Origin of the sequence: Frigoriflavimonas asaccharolytica (assembly GCF_013294015.1) — a bacterium.
Lineage (GTDB): Bacteria > Bacteroidota > Bacteroidia > Flavobacteriales > Weeksellaceae > Frigoriflavimonas > Frigoriflavimonas asaccharolytica.
Genome location: NZ_JABSNO010000025.1, coordinates 1 through 20,363 on the forward strand (window position 1 = coordinate 1; position 20,363 = coordinate 20,363).

Annotated in this window: 17 protein-coding genes; 14 read left to right on the forward strand and 3 right to left on the reverse strand. The window is 31.8% G+C overall.

All coding sequences use genetic code 11. From position 1 onward, the window contains the following. Positions 1-428: 428 nt before the first annotated feature. Together HNQ03_RS13335 and HNQ03_RS13340 are read right to left on the reverse strand one after the other, a co-directional pair. Positions 429-3,353 carry a M16 family metallopeptidase gene (locus HNQ03_RS13335; RefSeq protein ID WP_173780191.1) on the reverse strand — a complete coding sequence of 975 codons (2,925 nt, stop codon included), beginning with the start codon at positions 3,351-3,353 and terminating at the stop codon, positions 429-431. Between the two features lie 150 nt (positions 3,354-3,503). Beyond that, positions 3,504-4,838, reverse strand: coding sequence for a dihydroorotase (locus HNQ03_RS13340; RefSeq protein WP_173780192.1), 1,335 nt, complete (start codon positions 4,836-4,838; stop codon positions 3,504-3,506). Between the two features lie 126 nt (positions 4,839-4,964). Between HNQ03_RS13340 and HNQ03_RS13345 the strand changes: the two genes are divergently transcribed. From HNQ03_RS13345 to HNQ03_RS13410, 14 genes are all read left to right on the forward strand, one after another. After that, complete coding sequence (locus HNQ03_RS13345) at positions 4,965-6,413, forward strand: oligosaccharide flippase family protein (RefSeq protein ID WP_173780193.1); 1,449 nt, start codon at positions 4,965-4,967, stop codon at positions 6,411-6,413. A 70-nt stretch (positions 6,414-6,483) separates the two neighbouring features. Then, on the forward strand, positions 6,484-7,503 hold the full coding sequence (locus HNQ03_RS13350) for a sugar nucleotidyltransferase (RefSeq protein WP_173780194.1): 1,020 nt from the start codon (positions 6,484-6,486) through the stop codon (positions 7,501-7,503). 87 nt (positions 7,504-7,590) lie between these two features. Next, a complete protein-coding gene (locus tag HNQ03_RS13355) occupies positions 7,591-8,436 on the forward strand; it encodes a DUF4292 domain-containing protein (protein WP_173780195.1) in 846 nt (281 codons plus the stop codon). Then, complete coding sequence (locus tag HNQ03_RS13360; RefSeq protein WP_173780196.1) at positions 8,429-9,979, forward strand: murein hydrolase activator EnvC family protein; 1,551 nt, start codon at positions 8,429-8,431, stop codon at positions 9,977-9,979. Before HNQ03_RS13355 ends, HNQ03_RS13360 begins: the two co-directional genes overlap by 8 nt. 31 nt (positions 9,980-10,010) lie before the next feature. After that, positions 10,011-10,232 (forward strand): twin-arginine translocase TatA/TatE family subunit, encoded by a 222-nt coding sequence (locus HNQ03_RS13365; RefSeq protein ID WP_173780197.1) that lies wholly within the window; start codon positions 10,011-10,013, stop codon positions 10,230-10,232. A gap of 9 nt (positions 10,233-10,241) precedes the next feature. Beyond that, entirely contained in the window at positions 10,242-10,847 is a 606-nt protein-coding gene (locus tag HNQ03_RS13370; RefSeq protein WP_173780198.1) for a DUF4254 domain-containing protein, read from the forward strand. Positions 10,848-10,849: 2 nt separating this feature from the next. Next, complete coding sequence (locus HNQ03_RS13375) at positions 10,850-11,308, forward strand: hypothetical protein (protein ID WP_173780199.1); 459 nt, start codon at positions 10,850-10,852, stop codon at positions 11,306-11,308. A 21-nt stretch (positions 11,309-11,329) separates the two neighbouring features. Continuing rightward, positions 11,330-11,929: a GTP cyclohydrolase II gene (gene ribA / locus HNQ03_RS13380; protein ID WP_173780200.1), complete on the forward strand. Its 600-nt coding sequence runs from the start codon at positions 11,330-11,332 to the stop codon at positions 11,927-11,929. A 21-nt stretch (positions 11,930-11,950) separates the two neighbouring features. Next, entirely contained in the window at positions 11,951-12,580 is a 630-nt protein-coding gene (locus HNQ03_RS13385; RefSeq protein ID WP_173780201.1) for a hypothetical protein, read from the forward strand. A gap of 14 nt (positions 12,581-12,594) precedes the next feature. Then, positions 12,595-13,725: an AAA family ATPase gene (locus tag HNQ03_RS13390; RefSeq protein WP_173780202.1), complete on the forward strand. Its 1,131-nt coding sequence runs from the start codon at positions 12,595-12,597 to the stop codon at positions 13,723-13,725. Next, positions 13,698-14,432, forward strand: coding sequence for a hypothetical protein (locus HNQ03_RS13395; RefSeq protein ID WP_173780203.1), 735 nt, complete (start codon positions 13,698-13,700; stop codon positions 14,430-14,432). The genes HNQ03_RS13390 and HNQ03_RS13395 overlap by 28 nt, the downstream gene beginning before the upstream one ends. Continuing rightward, positions 14,432-16,810 carry a hypothetical protein gene (locus HNQ03_RS13400; protein ID WP_173780204.1) on the forward strand — a complete coding sequence of 793 codons (2,379 nt, stop codon included), beginning with the start codon at positions 14,432-14,434 and terminating at the stop codon, positions 16,808-16,810. The genes HNQ03_RS13395 and HNQ03_RS13400 overlap by 1 nt, the downstream gene beginning before the upstream one ends. After that, positions 16,794-18,677, forward strand: a complete 1,884-nt coding sequence (locus tag HNQ03_RS13405) for a hypothetical protein (RefSeq protein ID WP_173780205.1) — start codon at positions 16,794-16,796, stop codon at positions 18,675-18,677. Before HNQ03_RS13400 ends, HNQ03_RS13405 begins: the two co-directional genes overlap by 17 nt. After that, positions 18,661-19,707, forward strand: coding sequence for a soluble NSF attachment family protein (locus HNQ03_RS13410; RefSeq protein WP_173780206.1), 1,047 nt, complete (start codon positions 18,661-18,663; stop codon positions 19,705-19,707). Before HNQ03_RS13405 ends, HNQ03_RS13410 begins: the two co-directional genes overlap by 17 nt. Before the next feature lie 56 nt (positions 19,708-19,763). Here the strand turns inward: HNQ03_RS13410 and HNQ03_RS13415 are convergent, their stop codons facing one another. Beyond that, a complete protein-coding gene (locus tag HNQ03_RS13415) occupies positions 19,764-20,273 on the reverse strand; it encodes a hypothetical protein (protein WP_173780207.1) in 510 nt (169 codons plus the stop codon). Positions 20,274-20,363: the final 90 nt, after the last annotated feature.

The following is a 20,363-nucleotide window of genomic DNA, read 5'->3' on the forward strand; positions in this document are numbered from 1 at the left end:
TCCGGACTAAATCTGCTTCTTTTCATAATATTTTTTACAATTTAAAGTTAGTATTTTTATACTTCTAAATTGTACTGTTTTTGGGGGAGCCTACATGGTCACCAATGGTTGTAAAGATTGCTTTCCCGTCAATACGAGACAAAGCTGCTCCTCACAATGACGTAATGAATATTTGTTTCTTTTTTAAAAAATATACTTTCTTCTAAAATTAGAAAAATGTTTGAAAAAAGCGAAATTCTGCGCCCCGGCTTGAACGGAGCTCTTTTTGTGCAGCGAAGCGGAACAAAAAAGATTGGGAACGGAAGGCGGAAATTGGCGCCCAAATAATTCGACTGGTTGAGATTGCTTCACTTCGTTCGCAATGACAGAGCCAAAAAAAACTGCAAGACACAAATCTTGCAGTTTTGATTGATAATATTTAGAAAATCTTAATACCCGAAAATCTCTTCTAAACTCAAGACTTTCACGTCGCCCAACTTTTTCATTTGCTCCATCTTTACGTTTTTGTCGGAAGCAACAATTGCGTAAGTATATGGTTTTGCTTTGAAATATTGATCGTGGAAGGTATTTAAATCTGCCATTTTCACATTATCTACTTGGGTATAGATTTTCTTGCGGATATCATCATTTAATCCTAAATCTTTAGATCTTAAATAATTATAAATAATGCCATCTTGCGTTATTCTTTCCGTTTGAATATCCTTTTTCACCTGGTTTTTTGCTAAAGATAAATTGCCATCCAAGTTTGGAAGCGTAGTCATTAGTTCATTCATCGCAGCCGTAGATTCATTAAATTTATCTGCCTGACTTCCTACATAACTTAAAATGGTGTAGTCTTCATTTTTCTTTTGTGGCGCCATATAATATCCGTATGTACTGTATGCCAATGCTTTACTTTCTCGTATGGTTTGGAAAACGATAGATCCCATTCCACCTCCGAAATAATTATTGTACACGTCTATCAATGTCGTTTTGTCTGCATTGTATAGGTCTGTATTTCTAATCCAACGTGTTTCTGCTTGCACCATATCATAATTGGCGAAAAGTACTTGCGGCTTGTCCAATTTCACTTGTTTGAAATCTTTTTTGTTTGATGCTGCCATAAATTTTGCAGGAACTTTGTGCATCGTGTTTAGGGAAGAAACCAATTCATTTAGCGGTTTTGGTCCGTAATATATGATTGTCTGCTCGTAGTTGTTTAAGTTTTTCAAACGATCTACTAGCTCATTTGCAGTGGTTGCGTTTAGATCTTTTTCAGAAAGCGTATAGTTAAATTTATTGTCTTTTCCGTAGATTGCATAGCTTGTAAGACCTTGCATTATAGCGCCTTTGTTGGCTTTTCTATCTTTTCTGCCTTTCGCAATTCTAGCTTTCAGACTTGCTAAAGCAGCATCGTCTGGTTTCACATTATTGATGATGGTTTCGTACAAACCAACGGCTTTATCAAAATTATCTTGCAAACCTTCTATGGAAACGGTGGTATATTCTTCTCCACTAGAAATATTGAAACTGCATGCTATTTTATAAAATTCTTTCGAGATTTGCTCTGCAGACATTTTATCTGTTCCTAAAAATTGGATGTAACCTGCAGCTAGAGATTCTTTCAAATCATTTAAGGTTCCTACTTTGTAGCGGTAGCTTAAACGGAAGATGGAATTATCTTTATTCGGCACGTACAAAACTTCTGCTGCGCCCAATTTAGATTTTTGAAGATCTTTACTGTAATCTAAAAATACTGGAGAAGAAGGTGTATTTGGCATTTCATCTACCATTTTCACGAAGGCAGATTGCTTGTCTGGGTTCGTTTCTACTGCCGTAATAGTTGGTTTTTCTACCTTCTCGCGATTTTCTGGTTCGCCTTTTCTTTTGAAAACGGCAACGTAATTATTTCCTAAATATTTATTAGCAAAATTGACAACATCTGCTTTGGTAATTTTAGAAAGATCGTTCACGTAAGCAACTTGATCTCTCCAGTTTAATTCGGACGTGAAAGAATCCATCAAAGAACTAGCTCTACTTCCGTAGGTTTCAGATTCGTAGATTTTACCTTTTTTGATATTATTTACAATTGAAGTTAGCAAAGATTCATCAAAATTTCCTTTTTTCAATAAATCAATTTGATCTAAAAGCAAAGTTTTTACGCTTTCTAAAGATTGCCCAGTTGTTGGTTTTGCATCTAAGTAAAGCACACCATGATCTATCAAAGTATAGGTGAATGCGGATGCGCTCAATAATTTCTGTTGTTTTACTAAATTTAAATCTAATAAACCTGCTTTACCATTGGTCAAAACTTGCCCAACCAAATCTGCAATCAACACATCTTTATCTTTATTACCTGGCAAACGGAAACCCATTGTCAAGCTTTCCGCATCTGGACCTACTATTTCTTTCACAATTGGAGCAGAAAGTGGCGTTTCTTGCTGAAAAGTATATTTTGGGACTGGTTTACCTTTCATTTTCCCAAAATTGTCATCTATTTTTTTGATGATTGCATTCGGATCAAAATCTCCAGACATAATGATTCCCATATTATTAGGAACATAATAGGTGTTGAAATATTCTCTAATTTTCACCAAAGAAGGATTTTTCAAATCTTTTACAGTTCCGATAGTTGTTTGCAAACCATAGTTGTGCTTTTGAAATAAATTGGCAAACAAAGTTTCAAAAACTTGACTATCATCACTATCCAATCCACGGTTTTTTTCTTCGTAAACCGCTTCTAATTCTGTGTGGAAAATTCTTAAAATAGGGTTGCGAAAACGTTCGGATTGTACAGTCAAATATTTATCAATAGAAGAACTTGGTACATCGTCTGTATAAACGGTTTGTTCAAAACTTGTGAATGCATTCGTACCTTGTGCTCCCATAGAAGACATCAATTTATCGTATTCATTGGCAATTGCATACCTACTTGCAACGCCAGAAACGGAATCTATTTGATGGTAAATTGCTTTGCGTTTTGCCTCATCTGTAGTTTTGTTGTACTTTTCATATAGAGCATCGATTTTGTCTAATTCTGGTTTTTCTTTTGCCCAATCTAGGGAACCATATTTATCTGTACCTTTAAAAAGCATGTGCTCTAGATAATGAGCCAAACCTGTATTGGTTGCAGGATCTGTTTTGCTTCCGGCTTTTATGGCAACATACGCTTGAATCCTAGGATCTTTTGGTGTTGGACTCAAAATAACGGTTAGTCCATTTTTCAACGTGTAAAATCTAGCTTTCATCGGGTCGTTGGACACTGTTTTGTAGGTATAGCCATTTTCCGTGACTTCTTTCCATTCAAATTTGTCTTGCCCGAAAACATTTACTGCCAAGAAAAGCAGCAATAAATAAAGGGTTTTGTTTTTCATAGTTCTAATATTTTTTAATAAGTAAATTTAAGTAATATTTTAGTTAATTTAATATAATAATTTCTTCTGCAATTTTATATTCGCGGAATTTTACTGATAAATGAGATTTTCAAAAATATATCGCAAAATAATTGATAAATATGCGAGAAATTATCTATCAAAAAGCAACCTTTCGCCAAATTTTTCAGGATTAATTTCTCCATTTTCGAAAACTAAATTGCCATTAACGAAAGTGTGCGTAATTTTTGAGTGAAATTCAGTTCCTTCAAAAGGGCTCCATCCGCATTTTGCCAAAATATTTTCTTTGGAAACCGCGTATTTTTTATTTAAATCTACCAAAACCAAATCTGCTTTATAGCCTACTTTTATATATCCACGCTTTTCTATTTCAAATAAAATCGCAGGATTATGGCACATTTTCTCTACAATTTTCTCTAAAGATATTTTTCCATTTTTATAATGTTCTAGCATTATATTTAAAGCATGCTGAACCAATGGTCCGCCAGATGGTGCATCCAAATATTTTTTAGATTTCTCTTCCAAAGTATGCGGCGCATGATCTGTTGCAATCACGTCTATTCTATCATCAAGAAGTGCTTTCCACAATTCATCTTGATCGTTTTCAGATTTTACAGCAGGATTCCATTTGATGAAATTTCCTTTTTCTGCATAATCCCTGTCATTAAAACTGAGATGATGTACACAAACCTCTGCGGTTATTTTTTTATTTTCTAAGGAAATATCGTTATTAAATAATTCCATTTCTTTTGCTGTTGACAAGTGAAATACATGCAATCTCGCACCAGTTTTCTTTGCCAATTCTATAGCTTTAGACGAAGAAATATAGCAAGCTTCTGCACTTCTTATCTTTGGGTGCATTTCCACCGGAATCTCGTCGCCGTATTCTTTTTTTGCTTCTGCTAAATTTTGTTGAATGGTAGCTTCATCTTCGCAATGCACACAAATAAGCATCTTCACCTTAGAAAAAATATTTTCTAAAGTTTCGGGATTATCTACCAACATATTTCCTGTAGAAGAACCGAGAAACAGTTTTATTCCCGCAACATTACGTGGATTTGTTTTCAAAAGTTCTTCCAAATTATCGTTGGTTCCACCCATTAAAAAAGAATAATTGGAGTAAGATTTTTCTGCTGCAATTTTATATTTTTCTTCTAATAATTCTTGAGTTACGGCATTGGGAACGGTGTTTGGCTGCTCCATAAAACTGGTGATTCCACCTGCAATTGCAGCTCTACTTTCACTTTCTATATCTCCTTTCCAAGTTAGGCCAGGTTCGCGAAAATGCACTTGATCGTCTATAATTCCCGGAAGTAGATATTTTCCGGTAGCATCTATAATTTTATCAATATCATTTTCGGAAATATTTTTTCCTATTTTTTTAATTAAATCATTTTCAATGAGCAAATCAGCTTCAAAAATTTGATTTTCATTGATTAGAGTTGCGTTTTTAATGAGGGTTTTCATGAATATTTAATTTAGATCAATCTATTTCCACAAATTTAATATTTATAAACTTAAATATGTTGATTATTAGTTCTTGATTATAAATTCTTGATTGTATTTATTTACATTTGTAAAAATTTATAAATTTTGTATAAAAAATTATTAGGGCAAACAGCAATTTACGGCTTAAGCACAGTTGTCATTCGTTTATTTCCGTTCATTATTGCGCCTTTCGTAACAGAAAAATTTGGTCCTACAGCTTTGGCACCGTTTATAGATTTTTATTCAGTAGCAGGAATAATAATCGTGCTACTTTCTCACGGAATGGAAACTACTTTTTTTCGATTTGCAGAAAAAATAGAAGATTCTAAAAAACTAATTTCCACTTCTACTTTAAGCGTAATTTTCGCGTCATTACTATTTGTAGCATTCTCCTATATTTTTCGAACAGAATTGGCAATCGCTTTTAAAACTCCCGATCAAGTCAATCTTTTAACTTTAATAGTTGTAGTTCTTGGTTTAGATGGATTGAGTACGATGCCTTTTGTCATTTTAAGAAAAACGGGACGACCGAAAAAATTTGCTATTATAAAAATAATTAATGGAATTGTTAATTTTTTATTGGTTTTATTTTTTATCGTCCTTTTACCAAAATTAGGAAAAGAAGGCTTTTTAGGATTACAATATAATGCGGATTTTGGAATCGGTTATGTATTTGTAGCCAATTTGGTAGCAAGTGCAATTACTTTTATTTTGCTTATACAAGAATTAAAAAGTGTAAGTTTCAAAGAATTCGATTGGTCTCTTTGGAAAAAGATGATGGCTTATTCTTGGCCAATAACTATTGCAGGTTTAGCTGGCGTCATCAACGAAACAATGGACCGTCAATTTTTAAAATATCTTTTACCTGATGGAACAAACACCGAACAAATGGCTATATATGGAGCAGTTTGCAAAATCGTTACCTTTCTTACCCTTTTTCGTCAAGCTTATTTATTAGGTATAGAACCTTTCTTTTTTTCTCATGCAAAAAATGAAAACTCTGGGAATTCTTATGCAAAACTGATGGATATGTTTGTTATCGTTAACTGTATTATTCTTTTAGCTTTATGTGCCAATTTAGGTTGGCTAGGACCGATGTATTTAAGAAATCCGGCCTATAATATTGGTCTGCCAATAGTTCCAATAGTTTTAATGGCAGCAGTTTTCTTAGGAATTTATTTAAATATGTCGGTTTGGTACAAATTATCTGATAAAACTATCTACGGAGCTTACCTTTCTTTGCTTGGAGCGATTGTTACAATTGGAATAAATGTTTATTTCATTCCAAAATATGGATTTTGGGCCTCTAGTTGGGCTACATTTTTCTCTTATTTTGCAATGATGGCAGTTTCTTACTTTTTAGGGCAAAAATTTTACCCTGTACCCTACAATATTAAAAAAATAATAGCGTATTTATTAGGAAGTATGCTTTTATCCATACTTTCTTACTATATATTTAATGGGAATTTTTATGTAGGAAATGCCTTATTAATTATTTATATAACCGTGGTTGCAATTACAGAAAAAGACATTATTAAAAGATTGATTCGCTAATTTGAAAAAAAAAATTAATTTTGCAACTGTTATAATATTCATCCTAAAAATCTAATAAACACAAAATAATATGAAAATCATAGTTCCAATGGCTGGAAGAGGTTCCAGATTACGCCCACATACACTCACCGTTCCTAAACCGTTAATCCCAATTGGTGGAAAGCCTATTGTACAACGTTTGGTAGAAGATATTGCTAAAGTTGCTGGACAAAAAATTGAAGAAATCGCCTTTATTGTTGGAGATTTTGGTAGTGAAGTTGAAGAATCTTTGATAAAAATTGCAGAAAAACTTGGCGCGAAAGGTAGTATTTATGTTCAAGACAAACCATTGGGAACAGCTCACGCAATAAAATGTGCAGCAGACTCTATGCAAGGTGATGTTGTAGTTGCTTTTGCAGACACTTTGTTTCGTGCAGATTTTCAATTAGATACAGAATCAGACGGTGTGATTTGGGTAAAAGCAGTAGAAGATCCATCTGCATTTGGAGTTGTGAAGTTAGATGATGCTGGATATATCACGGATTTTGTAGAAAAACCGAAAGAATTTGTTTCAGATTTGGCAATAATTGGTATTTATTATTTTAAAAGTGCCGAGAAACTAATGTCTGAAATCAATTATATAATGGATAATGACATCCGTGAGGGTGGAGAATTTCAATTGACGACTTGTTTAGAAAATTTAAGACAAAAAGGTGCAAAATTTTCTCTCGGAAAGGTAGATGATTGGATGGATTGTGGAAACAAAAATGCTACAGTAGAAACGAACAGCAAAATTCTAAACTACGAAAAAGATGAATTTGCAAAATTTCCTGCATCTGCAAAAATTGAAAATAGTTTGATTATCCCACCATGTTTTATTGGTGAAAATGCAGAAATCATCAATTCTAAAATTGGACCCAATGTTTCTGTCGGAAATGGTACCAAAATTTTGGATTCAAATATCGTAAATTCACTTATACAGGAGCAAAGTACTATATCTTGTGGCAATTTACAAAACTCCATGATTGGAAATTATGCGCATTACTATGGAGTTTCTGGGGAAATCTCTTTAGGAGATTATTCTGTTTTGGATTTTATTTCAAAAGGATAATGATTTTATTTACCAGAGATTATAAATAATTTTAACTAAAATTTAATTTTTGGCGTTTCAATTGCTATTAGTTTGTAAATATTATTGATGAAAAAGTGGCTTTTTGTATTATCTTTCCTTTTAATTTTACAATCTTGTAAAACGAAAAAACCATTGCTGGATGAAGAAGGCAATGTAGTAGAAACTAAAAAAGAAGATAGAAAACCAAAAGAAGCCAACTATGCAATCGCTGACAAAATAATGTTTTTCACGAAGACGATACCGCCATTAAAATTTGATCAGATAAAGATTTCTAGTAAGGTAGATGTGGAAAGTGGTAGCAGTGTACCTACTTTAGATGCAACTATTTATATAGAAAATAATGAAAAAATATGGTCAAATTTAACAGCCTTATTTTTTAGTGTAGCGAGAGCACAAGCTACACAAGAAGGTTTTAAAGCGATGGATAGAATTAATAAAAATTATATTGATTCTGATTATGAATATTTAAATAAACTTTTAAACGTCAATTTTATAGATTATAATTCTTTGCAGAAAATTTTGATGGGACGAACATTCATCTCTATTAATGACAGCAAATTTATCCTATCTCAAAATACTCAAGGATTTAAAGTAGTATCAGCTTATAATCAAAAAATTGCAAATGATGAGGTTGAAAAAGCAAGAGAATATGCAATTACATTGTTGTATAATAAAGAATATGACCTTACAAATGTGTTGTTGCAAGATGTACTATCTAATGATGAATTAGAAATATCCTATGATAACTGGGATACTTTTGAGAATCTTAGATTACCACAAAACGTTAAAATAATAATAAAAGGTGAGAAAACGAGCAAAATTTTAATAGAAAACACGAAATTTGACTTTTCGAAAATTAAAACTCCGTACACTGTACCTAATAGTTATCAGCAAATAGAAATTAATGATTAAAAAAATAAGTTTTTTTGCAGCACTATTGTTGTTTATCTTGGGATTTTCACAAGATAAAGACAAGCTACAAAAACAAAATGCAGAATTGAAAAAGCAGATATCTGCAATTAACGAAAATCTTTCTAAGACGAGAAGTGAGTCTCGTTTATCTCTCGCCTATCTAGAAAATGTTAATAAAAAAATAGTTCTGCGCGAGAAGGTTTACGGGAATACCCAAAAAGAAAAACGTTTTATAGAGGATGATATTTACTTGCGTCAGCTAGAAATAAATCGTCAAAATAAAGAGCTCGGTGTTTTAAGAAAAAACTATGCGGAGGTTTTGGTATCTGCATATAAGAATAAAGGGATGCAGAATAAGGTAACCTTCATTCTTTCTGCAAAAAATATTGGGCAAGCCATGAGAAGAGTTCAATATTTAAAACTATATTCAGAATATCAAGATAAAAAAGCGGCAGAAATAGGAAAAGCAGCTAAATTGTTAAAAAGTTCTCTCACAGAAAGGCAAAAATCTATCAAACAGAAAGATATTCTTTTGGTAAATCAGCAAACGGAACTCTCTACCATAAGCGCAGAAAAACTGCAGAAAGAAAGACTCCTACAAGATTTCAAGAAAAATGAAACAAAATTAGTAGCAGAATTAAAGGAAAAACAGATTCAAAATAAAAGAATCCAAGATCAGATAAGAGCCATCATTGCAGAAGAAGTTCGACTAGCAAAAGTAAACGAAGTTGCCATAAAAAAAGCCGAGGCAGAAAAGGTACGTTTAGCAAAAGTAGCTGCAGATAGAGAAAAAGCAAAAATAGATGCGGACAACAAAGCAAGAGCAGATGCGCTAGAAAAGGATAGGCTGGCTGCAGAAGCAGAAGCTAGAAAAGCCTCAGAATTAGCACTAAGAAAAGCTGCAGACGAAAAAAAGAGAACAGAAGAAGCTGCAAAAGTTGCCTCCAATGAAAGGGATGAAGCAAGGCGAGTATCTGCTGCAAAAGAAGCCGCAGATGCAGCAGAAAAATCTAGAATTGCAGATGCGAAAGTAGCCGCTGCAAAAAAAGCGGAAGCAGAACTAGAAAATAAAAGTGATATTGCAAAAAAAGCCGCAGAAACTAAAGCGATGACTAGTTATGGTGTAACTTCTACATCTGCAACTAACTTTGCAAGCAGTAAAGGAAAAATGAGTATGCCAGTTTATGGAACAATTACCCATAGTTTTGGTAGAAAAGAACATCCAGTTTTCAAAGGAATTTTTGAAGAAAATCTAGGAGTAAAAATTGCTGTAAGTAAAGGAACACAAGCTAAATGCATATTTCCAGGTGTAGTTTCCATCATTTCAGATAATGGAGATGGCACTAGAGCAATATTTGTAGTTCATGGAAATTACCGTACTGTATACAATAATATGAAAAATACTACGGTTACAAAAAACCAACAAGTTTCTGCTGGTACTATTCTTGGAACAGTAGCAGAAGATTTTGATGGCACCACAACACTAGATTTCCAAATCTGGAATGGTACAACACCAGTAGACCCATTAGGTTGGGTAAATTAAAAATAATAGCATAACTTTACAAAAAAATAGAATGGAAACATTATCAATATTAGCGCTTTCTTGGCAACACCTTTTGATACTTGCTGTAATACTTTTGATACTTTTTGGCGGAAAAAAAATTCCCGAAATGATGAAAGGTCTTGGTTCTGGAATCAAAGAATTTAAAGATGCCGTGAAAGAAGATGAAAAGCCAACAAATGCTTCAAATTCCAACAGGGAACAGACAAAAGATAGCACAGGAAATACTTTATAAAAATCACATATGTCTTTCTCAAATAAAGCTTGGGATGTTTTTAATGAAGCTGTAAATCATTACCATATTGGAGATGATGTGGATGCTATTTATCATAATCCTTACAAAGAAGACTCTTTGGAACATCTTTTGTATTCCAAGAATTGGATTGATACCGTGCAATGGCATCTAGAAGACATCATACGAGACGAAAAAATAAATCCTGCAGACGCTTTGGTTTTAAAAAGAAGAATAGACGCTTCTAACCAGAAAAGAACGGATTTAGTGGAGCATATAGATCAATATTTTTTTGATAAGTATGCAGACATTTCGCCAAAGGAAAATGCTACACTCAATACAGAAACTATAGCTTGGGCAATAGACAGACTATCTATTTTAACGCTCAAAATTTTTCACATGAAAATTGAAGCTGAAAGAAAATCTGCAACCGTAGAGCATCAAATAAAATGCAATCAAAAATTGCAAGTACTTCTAGAGCAGCAGAAAGATCTTACTAATTCTATAGATCAATTGCTTGTAAATATTGAAAACGGAGCAGTGAAGATGAAAGTGTACAAACAAATGAAAATGTATAACGATGCTTCTCTGAACCCAATCCTTTACAAAAAGGATTAAAAATGAAAAAATATTTTAAACATTCAGCTTTTATTATTTTAATAACTTTCACCTCTTGCGCTGCAGAAGGATATAACCTATCTCCCATGAGTAATGGATTATCACCCTCCAACAGCAACACAAAAGTTGAAAATGCTGAATTTTCTCTTGATAAAAATATCAATGCTTCAGAAATTTCACAATTAATTTCTACATTTCCAGATTTTCGAAATGATGCCGTAGATTCTGAAATCTCTAAATTAAAAGTACATCTTACAAATTATCTCCAAGCTACAAAAGCTTACAACACAAGAGGAAAAGAACGATCGATTGAAGATATAGAAGTTTGCTATAAAAAACTCCAGAAGTTGAGAAAATTTCTAGATGCAGACCACAACGAAATCTTGAACAGATACCTGGTAAGAATAAAAACAAATATATCTGAAATTGAAACGATTTCAAATAGTGATATTAAAAAGTAAAATACACCCCCACAATCATCAATGATAAAAAGACAAGCAGAGGCTAACTTTCCTACGGATTATGGTATGTTCCGTATGATTGCATTCTCTGAAAGAGAAAAAGACTGGATGCCACATTTTGCATTAATTGCAGAAAATACAGATCTTTCCAAGGTAGTAAACATTAGATTTCATTCAGAATGCATCACTGGAGAAGTTTTTCATTCCAAAAAATGCGAATGCGGACCTCAACTAGATTATGCATTAGAATATATGCAAAAAAATGGCGGCGCTGTAGTTTATCTTCGTCAAGAAGGTAGAAATATTGGCATCATCAATAAACTTCGTGCCTACGAATTGCAAGAAAAAGGCAGAGATACGGTAGAAGCAAATCTAGATTTAGGATTGCCTGTAGATGCAAGAGATTTTACAGTTGCTGTAGAAATATTAAAGCAATTGGGTATTTCGGAAATAAATTTATTGACGAATAATCCGCTGAAAATGGAAGCGGTAGAAAATAGTTCTGTTAAATTAGTACAGAGAATTCCTCTTCAAATAGCATCTACAAAAGATAATGAAGATTATCTTTCTGTGAAAAAAGATTACTTTGGTCACATGCTAGAAGAAGATTTTGAAGGTTAATAATAGTGCACCCGCAAATTTATGCCGTCTACAAATTCCCCATTTTTAGATTCTATTTATCAAATTCGAACAGAAGAATGTTTAATAATTTATAGTAAAATTTTAGATATTTCGCAAAAAGAAAAAGATAATGTTGTAGAATTTTTAATGAATGAATTTGACAACGAAAAAATAAATTATCCTTTTCAAAGTCCAAAATTTAACGCTAAAGCTGCATTATTTGGCGCAGAAATTCTTTATCACGCTGCACAATTTGTAGCAATTAGAGAAAATACCGAAAAAGATTTCAAAAAAAATTTCCCTATTTTTGAAGGCATCGCAGACGAATCTGCGATGCTTTCTGCAGATCTGTGCCTTCGGTTTTTACCTATTGTTTTTCAACAATTAAAAAGCATAGATGATCATGATCCATTGCTAGAAATTTTGATAAATATTTTTCAAAAATTTCATTATTCAGCGGTCGGTTTAAATATTGATTTTCCAGAAATAAATTGGGAAAATACAATAATGTCATCATGTTTTAAAATGCTATATTTAAACAAAATTTTTGAATATAAAAATTACGAACTTGCAGAAAATCCTTTTTGGAAGAAAGAAATTCTAGCAAATTTGGGAGACTACAAAAATGTTTTTTGGCGAGAATTAAAATAGAAAATCAAATTTAAATGACGGAAACAGATAGGCTTAAAAAAGTTTTAGACTTTGTAAAATCCACTTTTGTGGGTAAAAATGACGTTGTAGATTTATTGGGCATTTGCCTTGTGGCAAGAGAAAATGCTTTTCTCTACGGTCCACCGGGAACTGCAAAAAGCGCCATCATCAGAACCCTATCAAATTGCGTAACGGATGGCAAAAATTTCGAATATTTATTTACAAGATTTACAGAACCAATCGAAATATTTGGGCCATTCGATATTCGAAAATTAAAAGAAGGAGATCTTATCACCAATACAAGTGGTATGATGCCAGAAGCTTCTATGGTTTTTTTGGATGAAATATTTAATGCTAATTCTGCCATTCTCAATAGTTTATTAACAGCATTGAACGAGAAAATATTTCGCAGAGGAAAAGAAATTAAAAAACTCCCAGCATTGATGTTTGTGGGAGCAAGCAATGTTTTGCCCGAAGACGACGCACTGAATGCACTTTTTGATCGTTTTTTAGTCCGTGTTTTAGTAGATAATGTAAACCCAGATTTGCTTTCTCAAGTTCTTATCTCAGGTAGAAAATTAGAAAGAGGTGAGTCTCTTGATGCACCAGAAATAACTTCATCAGAAATAAAAATAATTCAGAATGAATGCAAAAACGTAGATTTAAAGCCAATTTATGAGAGTTATATCAATTGTATCTTTAATTTAAGAAATACTGGAATTTCTATTTCCGATAGAAGAGCAGTTAAATTGCAAAATTTAATTTCCGCAAGTGCCATCTTATGCGGTAGAAATTATGCAATACTTTCAGATCTGTGGGTTTTGAAGCATATTTGGGATAATGAGGAACAGATAGAAATTTTGGAAGGCATCATCAATCATATTATTGAGAAAGATGAAGAGCCAAATGCTCATCCACAAGCCTCTTTTAATAAAACTCCAAATCCAGAAGAGTTGATGAAAGATGTAGAAAATTTAAAAGAAAAATGGCAAAACCAAAGCCTTAATTTTGAAGAGCAAAATGTGGTAAAAGATAAACTTCGCTATCTACAAACCAGAAGTGAATGGCTGAAAGATGCCGCGCAAAAACAGTACATTCAGGCAGAAATAGATTCACTATGGCAAAAAATACTGAAAACTCTTTAAAAGAATATTTTGCCGTACTTCCCAGAGAAAAACTGAAAATTTTGGGAAATATAAGACATTGGGAGAATGTTCAAGTTTCTTCCGATGGCGAAGAAATTTGGTTGAAAAATTTCTCCCAAGATCAAGCCTTTTCTCCTATTTTAAAAATCATTCCCGATGTAAAAATATATGAATTGCGCGAAGGTTTGCTTTTCGAAATTGGAAAAAGCGTACCCAGCAGAAAACTATCATCTGGCTTGCTCTGGAATTCTTTGCAAATGAGCATTAATATTGAATTGCCCGCGAAAAATTTGCTTCAAAATAATGTAGCTGAAAGTTTTACCATCAAAATAATTCCATCAGAAATTGAAAAAGAAAGCAATGTATTGATCATCAGTTTAGAAGATTTGGACACGCATATTTCTTCTATTCCAGAATTTAGACAAGCAAAATTGCATTGGGTAATCGCAGATGAAAAAGTAATTTTACTCGGTGCTCCGATGATTTCTTTGCCCGGAAAAACCTATTGGCAAAATGGCAATCATTTCTTGCCTTCTGGTTATGATTTTCAATTTTCTATCTTATCTCAAGAGATTAATTATAAGTTGAATTCTGAAAATCAATTTTATATTTTTTGGAAAAAGGATGGTCGTTATTTTCTTATTGAAAAACAAAAATTCATGCCATTAAGCATCAGTTCGTTTCGTAAAACTAAATTGATTTTGTAATGAATTTCCGTACATACTTTCAGCAATATCAAAATAATTTTTGGGAATGGGAAAATGATGATTCTATCGAAGATCAGTTTTTCACAACTTTCAACATGATTAACATTCCTAATGTTGGTCCAATTTCCTACATTGCTTACGCTTTAGAAATTCTAAAAACGCTTTCTGATAATGGCTTACCACCTTTTGGTAGTTTTTTGCTCGTGCTCTATGCAGCTTCTAGAGAAGATTTTCGCAAAATTGATGGGTTAATTTATTTTATAAAAAGTAAGTGTGAAAAATTTAATAAAATAGGAAATTTCCCGATTGAGCATGAAAATGCAATTCTGTTTTTAGAGAACATCAACAATCTAGGTAAAAATTTAAAAAAGGGACAAAATAAAATCCTGCTATTTAATACGATATTTAAAGATGCGCATTATAAATTATCTTCTTCAGATTCTAAAAATATTATAGAAAATATACATGCAAATTTTTCAGCGTTCGATTTATCTTTCAAAAATAACTTTAGCAAAGATGTATTTTCCAGAGATTTAAAAGTTTTAAATCTACTGCACGAGAAATTCCCGACAGAAAAAGCCATTAGCAACGCAATGTTTGGCTATACAGAAATAGAGGAAATTGAAGAAGAAATTGTAGAAGAAGAAAATTCTACTGATAATGAAATTGATGAAGATCTGCTAGAAAACTTAATAAAAGAACCAGAAACTTTTCATATTGGCAGCTTAATAAAAAGACTTTGGAGCGGCATGAAAATCCCAATGCATCAATATTCTCCAGGCAATCATCCTCTTGGTGGTATTGCAGATATTACCAATAAAGGCAGTTTTGATAGAATGTTGCTCTCAGAATTTGCCAATGATGATGATGTATTCGTTTCTCGTGTTGCAAACAATGAAGTACTTTTTATTGAAAGAGAAATACCGCCAGAAGAAAATATCTATGAACGAATATTAATTATAGATGCTTCTATCAAAAATTGGGGAACACCGAAAACACTGGCTTTTTCTACCGCTATCGCTATCGCAAAACACCCAAAAGCAAATACAGATTACAAAATATTTGTAGCAGCAAATGAAATGAAGGAAGTTTCGCTAAATACTGTGGAAGATGTGATAGAAGGTGCTACCAAAATTTCGGCGCAGTTGCATTCTACAAATGTTTTAAATGATTTTTTAGAAAATTTAGCAATAAAAAAAGGTGCAGAAGTTTTTCTTTTGTTGTCCGAAGATGCTTTGAAATCTGCCGAAATGCAAAGATTGATACAAGAACATAGAAATATTTTGAGCTTTGTAATTTCGAGTAATTCTGAAGGCATCATTAATTTTCACAAATACACGAAAGGCACAAGAAAGCACATTCAAAAAGTAATGCTTCCTTTGGAAGAATTGTGGAAACAAAAACGCGAGAAGAAAGCCAACAAAGAAAATAAAACTGGTTTACCGCTTATTTATCCATTGTTGTTTCCAGTAAAAAGTGATTTTATTGCTGAATTTTTAATTGATGATTATCAATATATTTTAACAAAATCTAAATCTTTGATCAGAAGATTTATAAATGAAATGTATAATTACGATTATGATCGTGACATTAAAGGTGCAGAAGTTTTGTTTGAAAAAATAAGTATAAAAAATAGAGGCAACTTTGGGTTTGGAATTCATACCAATGGCGATCATTATTTAATTCAATATCTTTATGAGCAAAGAAAAATTTATATCTTAAATCTGACTTTAAACCAGTTTTATGAAACAAATATTCCCAAAGATTTTGATGCAGGATCTACTTTAACCCCCGTTTTTTATGAAAATAAATTTTACATTTATTACAGTCCGAAAAATGAGGGATTAGAAATTTTTATATTAGAAGATAAGGCACAAATAATTTCTGTAGAAACTAATAATAAAGATGTAAATGAAATTTTCGATTATATAAATAATTCCGACTACATTATCACTAATTATCAAAATATTTTGAGTAATATTAATTCAATTTCGGTTAATATTTCAAAAAATTTATTAATAGGTAAACATGAATTATCTCTACAAAATTATTTTTATCTTGACAAAATAAATGATTCCAATTCCTTAAAAAATTCTGTTCGAGAAGGAAACACTTTTACTTTTTCAGAAGAAAGTAACATTGTTTTGGATAAAAGAGGAATTTTAATTTTTGAAAGCCACAATCCAGAAATCCCAAAATTTTATATAACTTCTATTGTTAATGGATATTTAGGCGTAGCTTCGGAAACAGAAATTGCTGGAAATCCATATTACTATCCGAAAGAAAATACATTGGAAGTTATTGATAATTCAGAATTTATTATAAAATACTTTTTGCCTTTCATCCAAAATATTATAGATTATGGAACTGAAGATTAAACCTTTTCCATATAATCTGCATGCAAAACGAGCGGTTTTCATTAAAGGAAATACCGCGGAATATTGGATTTCGGAACTGCAAAAAATGAATATACATCTTAATGCTTCAAAATGCTTTGAGATTTTTGATAAAGAAAATGCGCTTCAAGGTTGTTTAGTTGTACTCACCGATATAATTAAATTTGAAACCTTTCAACATTCTATTTTTCAATTGGCTGGAAATGCTGTTTTTATTCCAGAGTTTTCTGCGATATTCCCAGAAATTGCAGAAAGTGAATGGACAGATATTTTTAATTATAAAAAGTTCTTTCTTCATCCAGAAATAGGATTTCAAGAACTTTCTCACGAAATTATTTGGACAGAATTTTTAAAATTTAATAAAGAAGAAACAAAAAACATTGTAAAACCTTTAAAAAGCGCCAGAATTCCGAAGGAAATGAAATCTTTGCTTTTGGATTTGGATGAAGAAGATGTGCTGAAAGATCTGGAAAAAAACGAAAAGCCAGATCCCAACGAAAAGTCACCTTTTGATATGGAAAAATTGCTAAAAGGCAATAAGCGAGAATTAGAAAAATATTTAAGATTTTTGGATAAAAACCCTGAAAAAGCATTGCAATATGCCATTCCTCTAGATATTCTCAATTCTTCCAGAGAAAAAAGTGGCGGAATTTTTAAATTTAGTGGTACAAATGATTATTCTACCTCGAAAAATTTAATTTTTCGCGTAAGCATTATGGTAATTGGTATTATTTTTATTCGATTTTTATTTGCAACTTTTTCCAATGAAGATTCAAAACAGCCAGTATATAGCGAAATCCAAACAAATTCAACCTACAATAGAGAAGCTGCATTTATTTCTAAACCCACAAAAATATCTTTGCTAAAAGATTCTTTACTTGCTGATTATCATCAAAAATTAAATAAAATAAAGCACTCCCATACAGAAATTTCTACTCTTTTGCATGAAAAAGAAATTAGCTTAAATGATTCTTTGCAAATCTATTTCGAAAAGAAATATGCCTTGGAAGCGAAGCAAATATTCGAAAAAAATAAGGGAAAATACCTCAGCAAAATTAATATAAGTGAAAACTTGAAGCCAAATGATTTAGCAGAATTAAATGAAATAATTACCATAAATAAAACAAAATCTATAAAAGATTCTTTGAAAAAAAAGATTGGTTTTGAAGATTTATTGACCACGAAACCCATTTTACAGGAAATTCCTTTTAAAGAAGATTCTATCATTTCGGTTTATGAAAAGCAAATTTCCGCACTCAATCTAAGCCGTGAATTGTATACAAATAAAATCTTGGATAGGAAAAAATCTGTACAAGATTCCTTAAGAAATGTTTATGGTAAAAAGATTATTATTGAATCTCAAATAATATATGGCGAGAGAAAAAAAAATATTGGAGATGAAAATTCTCTTAAGAAAACCATACGCGATTCTTTGGAATATGAATATGGCTATGCGAGAAGTGTAACAAATTCCGAAGCGCCAAAAAATTTAGAAGATCAAAATGCAGAAGACAAGCTGCAATTATCTTGGTGGGATTCTGCATTGCGAGCATTGGCATTTATTATTTTAGCAATGTTTGTGATGTATTTATTTGGCAAAAGAAAATACGGACAAACGTTTTGGGAAGACATCAGTATTTCTGAAGATAGACAAAATTATTTAGCTAAATTTTTTGCTATAATCATCATTATTGCATCTATTTCCTATGTCTTAAAACCATTGATAGAAGACTCTGGCTATGGTTTGTTCTTTTGGATAGTTACCATCATCATTTTTATTTTGTTGTTGAAACTTTTAAATAAAAATAAAACAATTTTAAAATCAGACGACGATGAAGATACTCAATAAGCAGAATTTTTGGGACAAATTGTTCATGTTTAGTTTTATTTTATTAATTATAAAATTGATAAGCATCCTCATTTCCTTTTTTTATTTGCCAGCAAGCGAAGTCTTTCTAGATTTATTATTATTTTTAATCATCGGATTTGTAATTCTATTGTCAAGTATTGGCTTGAAAAGCGGCAAGTTTTCTTCTGGATCTCGATCTGGATTTGGAGGATTTTTTGGTTTAGGTTCTAGTAGAGGTGGTTCCGCTTACGTTGGTAATGATTTATTCAATAAAATTTATCAAAAATATACAGAAGCAGCAAAAAAATATGCAGCCGAAGGTGAATACAAAAAAGCTGCAAATATCTATTTAAGATTATTGCAGGATCCTCATCAAGCAGCACTAACATTGAAGGATGGAAAATTTTACTCTGAAGCTGCAGTTATTTATTTAAAAAAATTAGACGATAAAAAAAGCGCTGCAGAATGCTACGAAAAAGGCTTGGAATACGGAAAGGCGATACAACTTCACACAGAATTAGAAAATTTTGAAAAAGTTGGAGATTTATACAAAATTCAAAATAACATTCCAAAAGCAAGACATTTTTATCAAATAGTAATTGATGATTACTTCAAAAAAAATCAATTTGTGAAGGCTTCACTGGTACATCGATACAAAATGGAACAAGCAGAAGCTGCACAAAATATGTTGAAATCTGGTTGGGAAAAAAATTATGATGCGTATAATTGCCTGAACAATTACTTTCAAAATATTGCTGATCCAAAACTTCTCGAAAAAGAAATTACTCATTTCTACAAAGTCTGCAACCACGAAAGGAAAGAAGTTTTTCTAAAAGTACTTAAAGTTGAATATAAAAAACATGCTGATCTGCAAGATAAAATAAAAGAAATTGGCTACGAAATAATAGCAGAACGCGCAGAAAAAAATCCGGCTTTTGTATCCGAAATCAAATTTTTCAGTGAAAAAGATATGGTGATTTACAAAGATATTACGCTCTACAAAAGTCCTAATAGTAAAATTTTAAGATAAAAAAAATCCCGCTTTTAAAAAAAGGCGAGATTTGTTCGGTTTAAATAAGGTTTATTTTACAATTTCGTAGGCTTAGAATCATCAATATTAAAAGCTTTTATCACTGCATTGTAATCATTATAATCAATAGTAGAATTTTTGAATGTTGCAGGAATTATAACTACTCTAAAATTTTGATTATTGATAAACTGCGGTGTTGTAGCCAAATCATAAGTTCCACCAGCATAGATATATACTTTATTTTTAGTGAAATCAAAATCATAATCTAATTCCTGATTCCCAGGTAAAAATAATGTTCTAGGAATCAATTGCCAAACAGGATTTCCAGCTTCCGTTCCGTCTTGTCTGTAAATTAAAACTACATCGCTATCAAAAAGAGGATTTAAAAATGTTCTCTCGATTGTATATTGGCCATTTATCAATTGAAAGTTGGCATTTTTTACATCAATCACTACAGAAAAGGTATCATTATCTTGTGGATTTACAAGTACTTCATCTCGATTGTCACAACTCATCACGAATAATCCGATGAAGGCAATCATTAAAAAGGGAAAGAATTTTTTCATTTTTTTAATTTTTAATTGGTTAGTTATTTTCTACTATTCAAAACATATACCATAAATTATTCGTAGGAATTATTATTTTAAATATCGTAT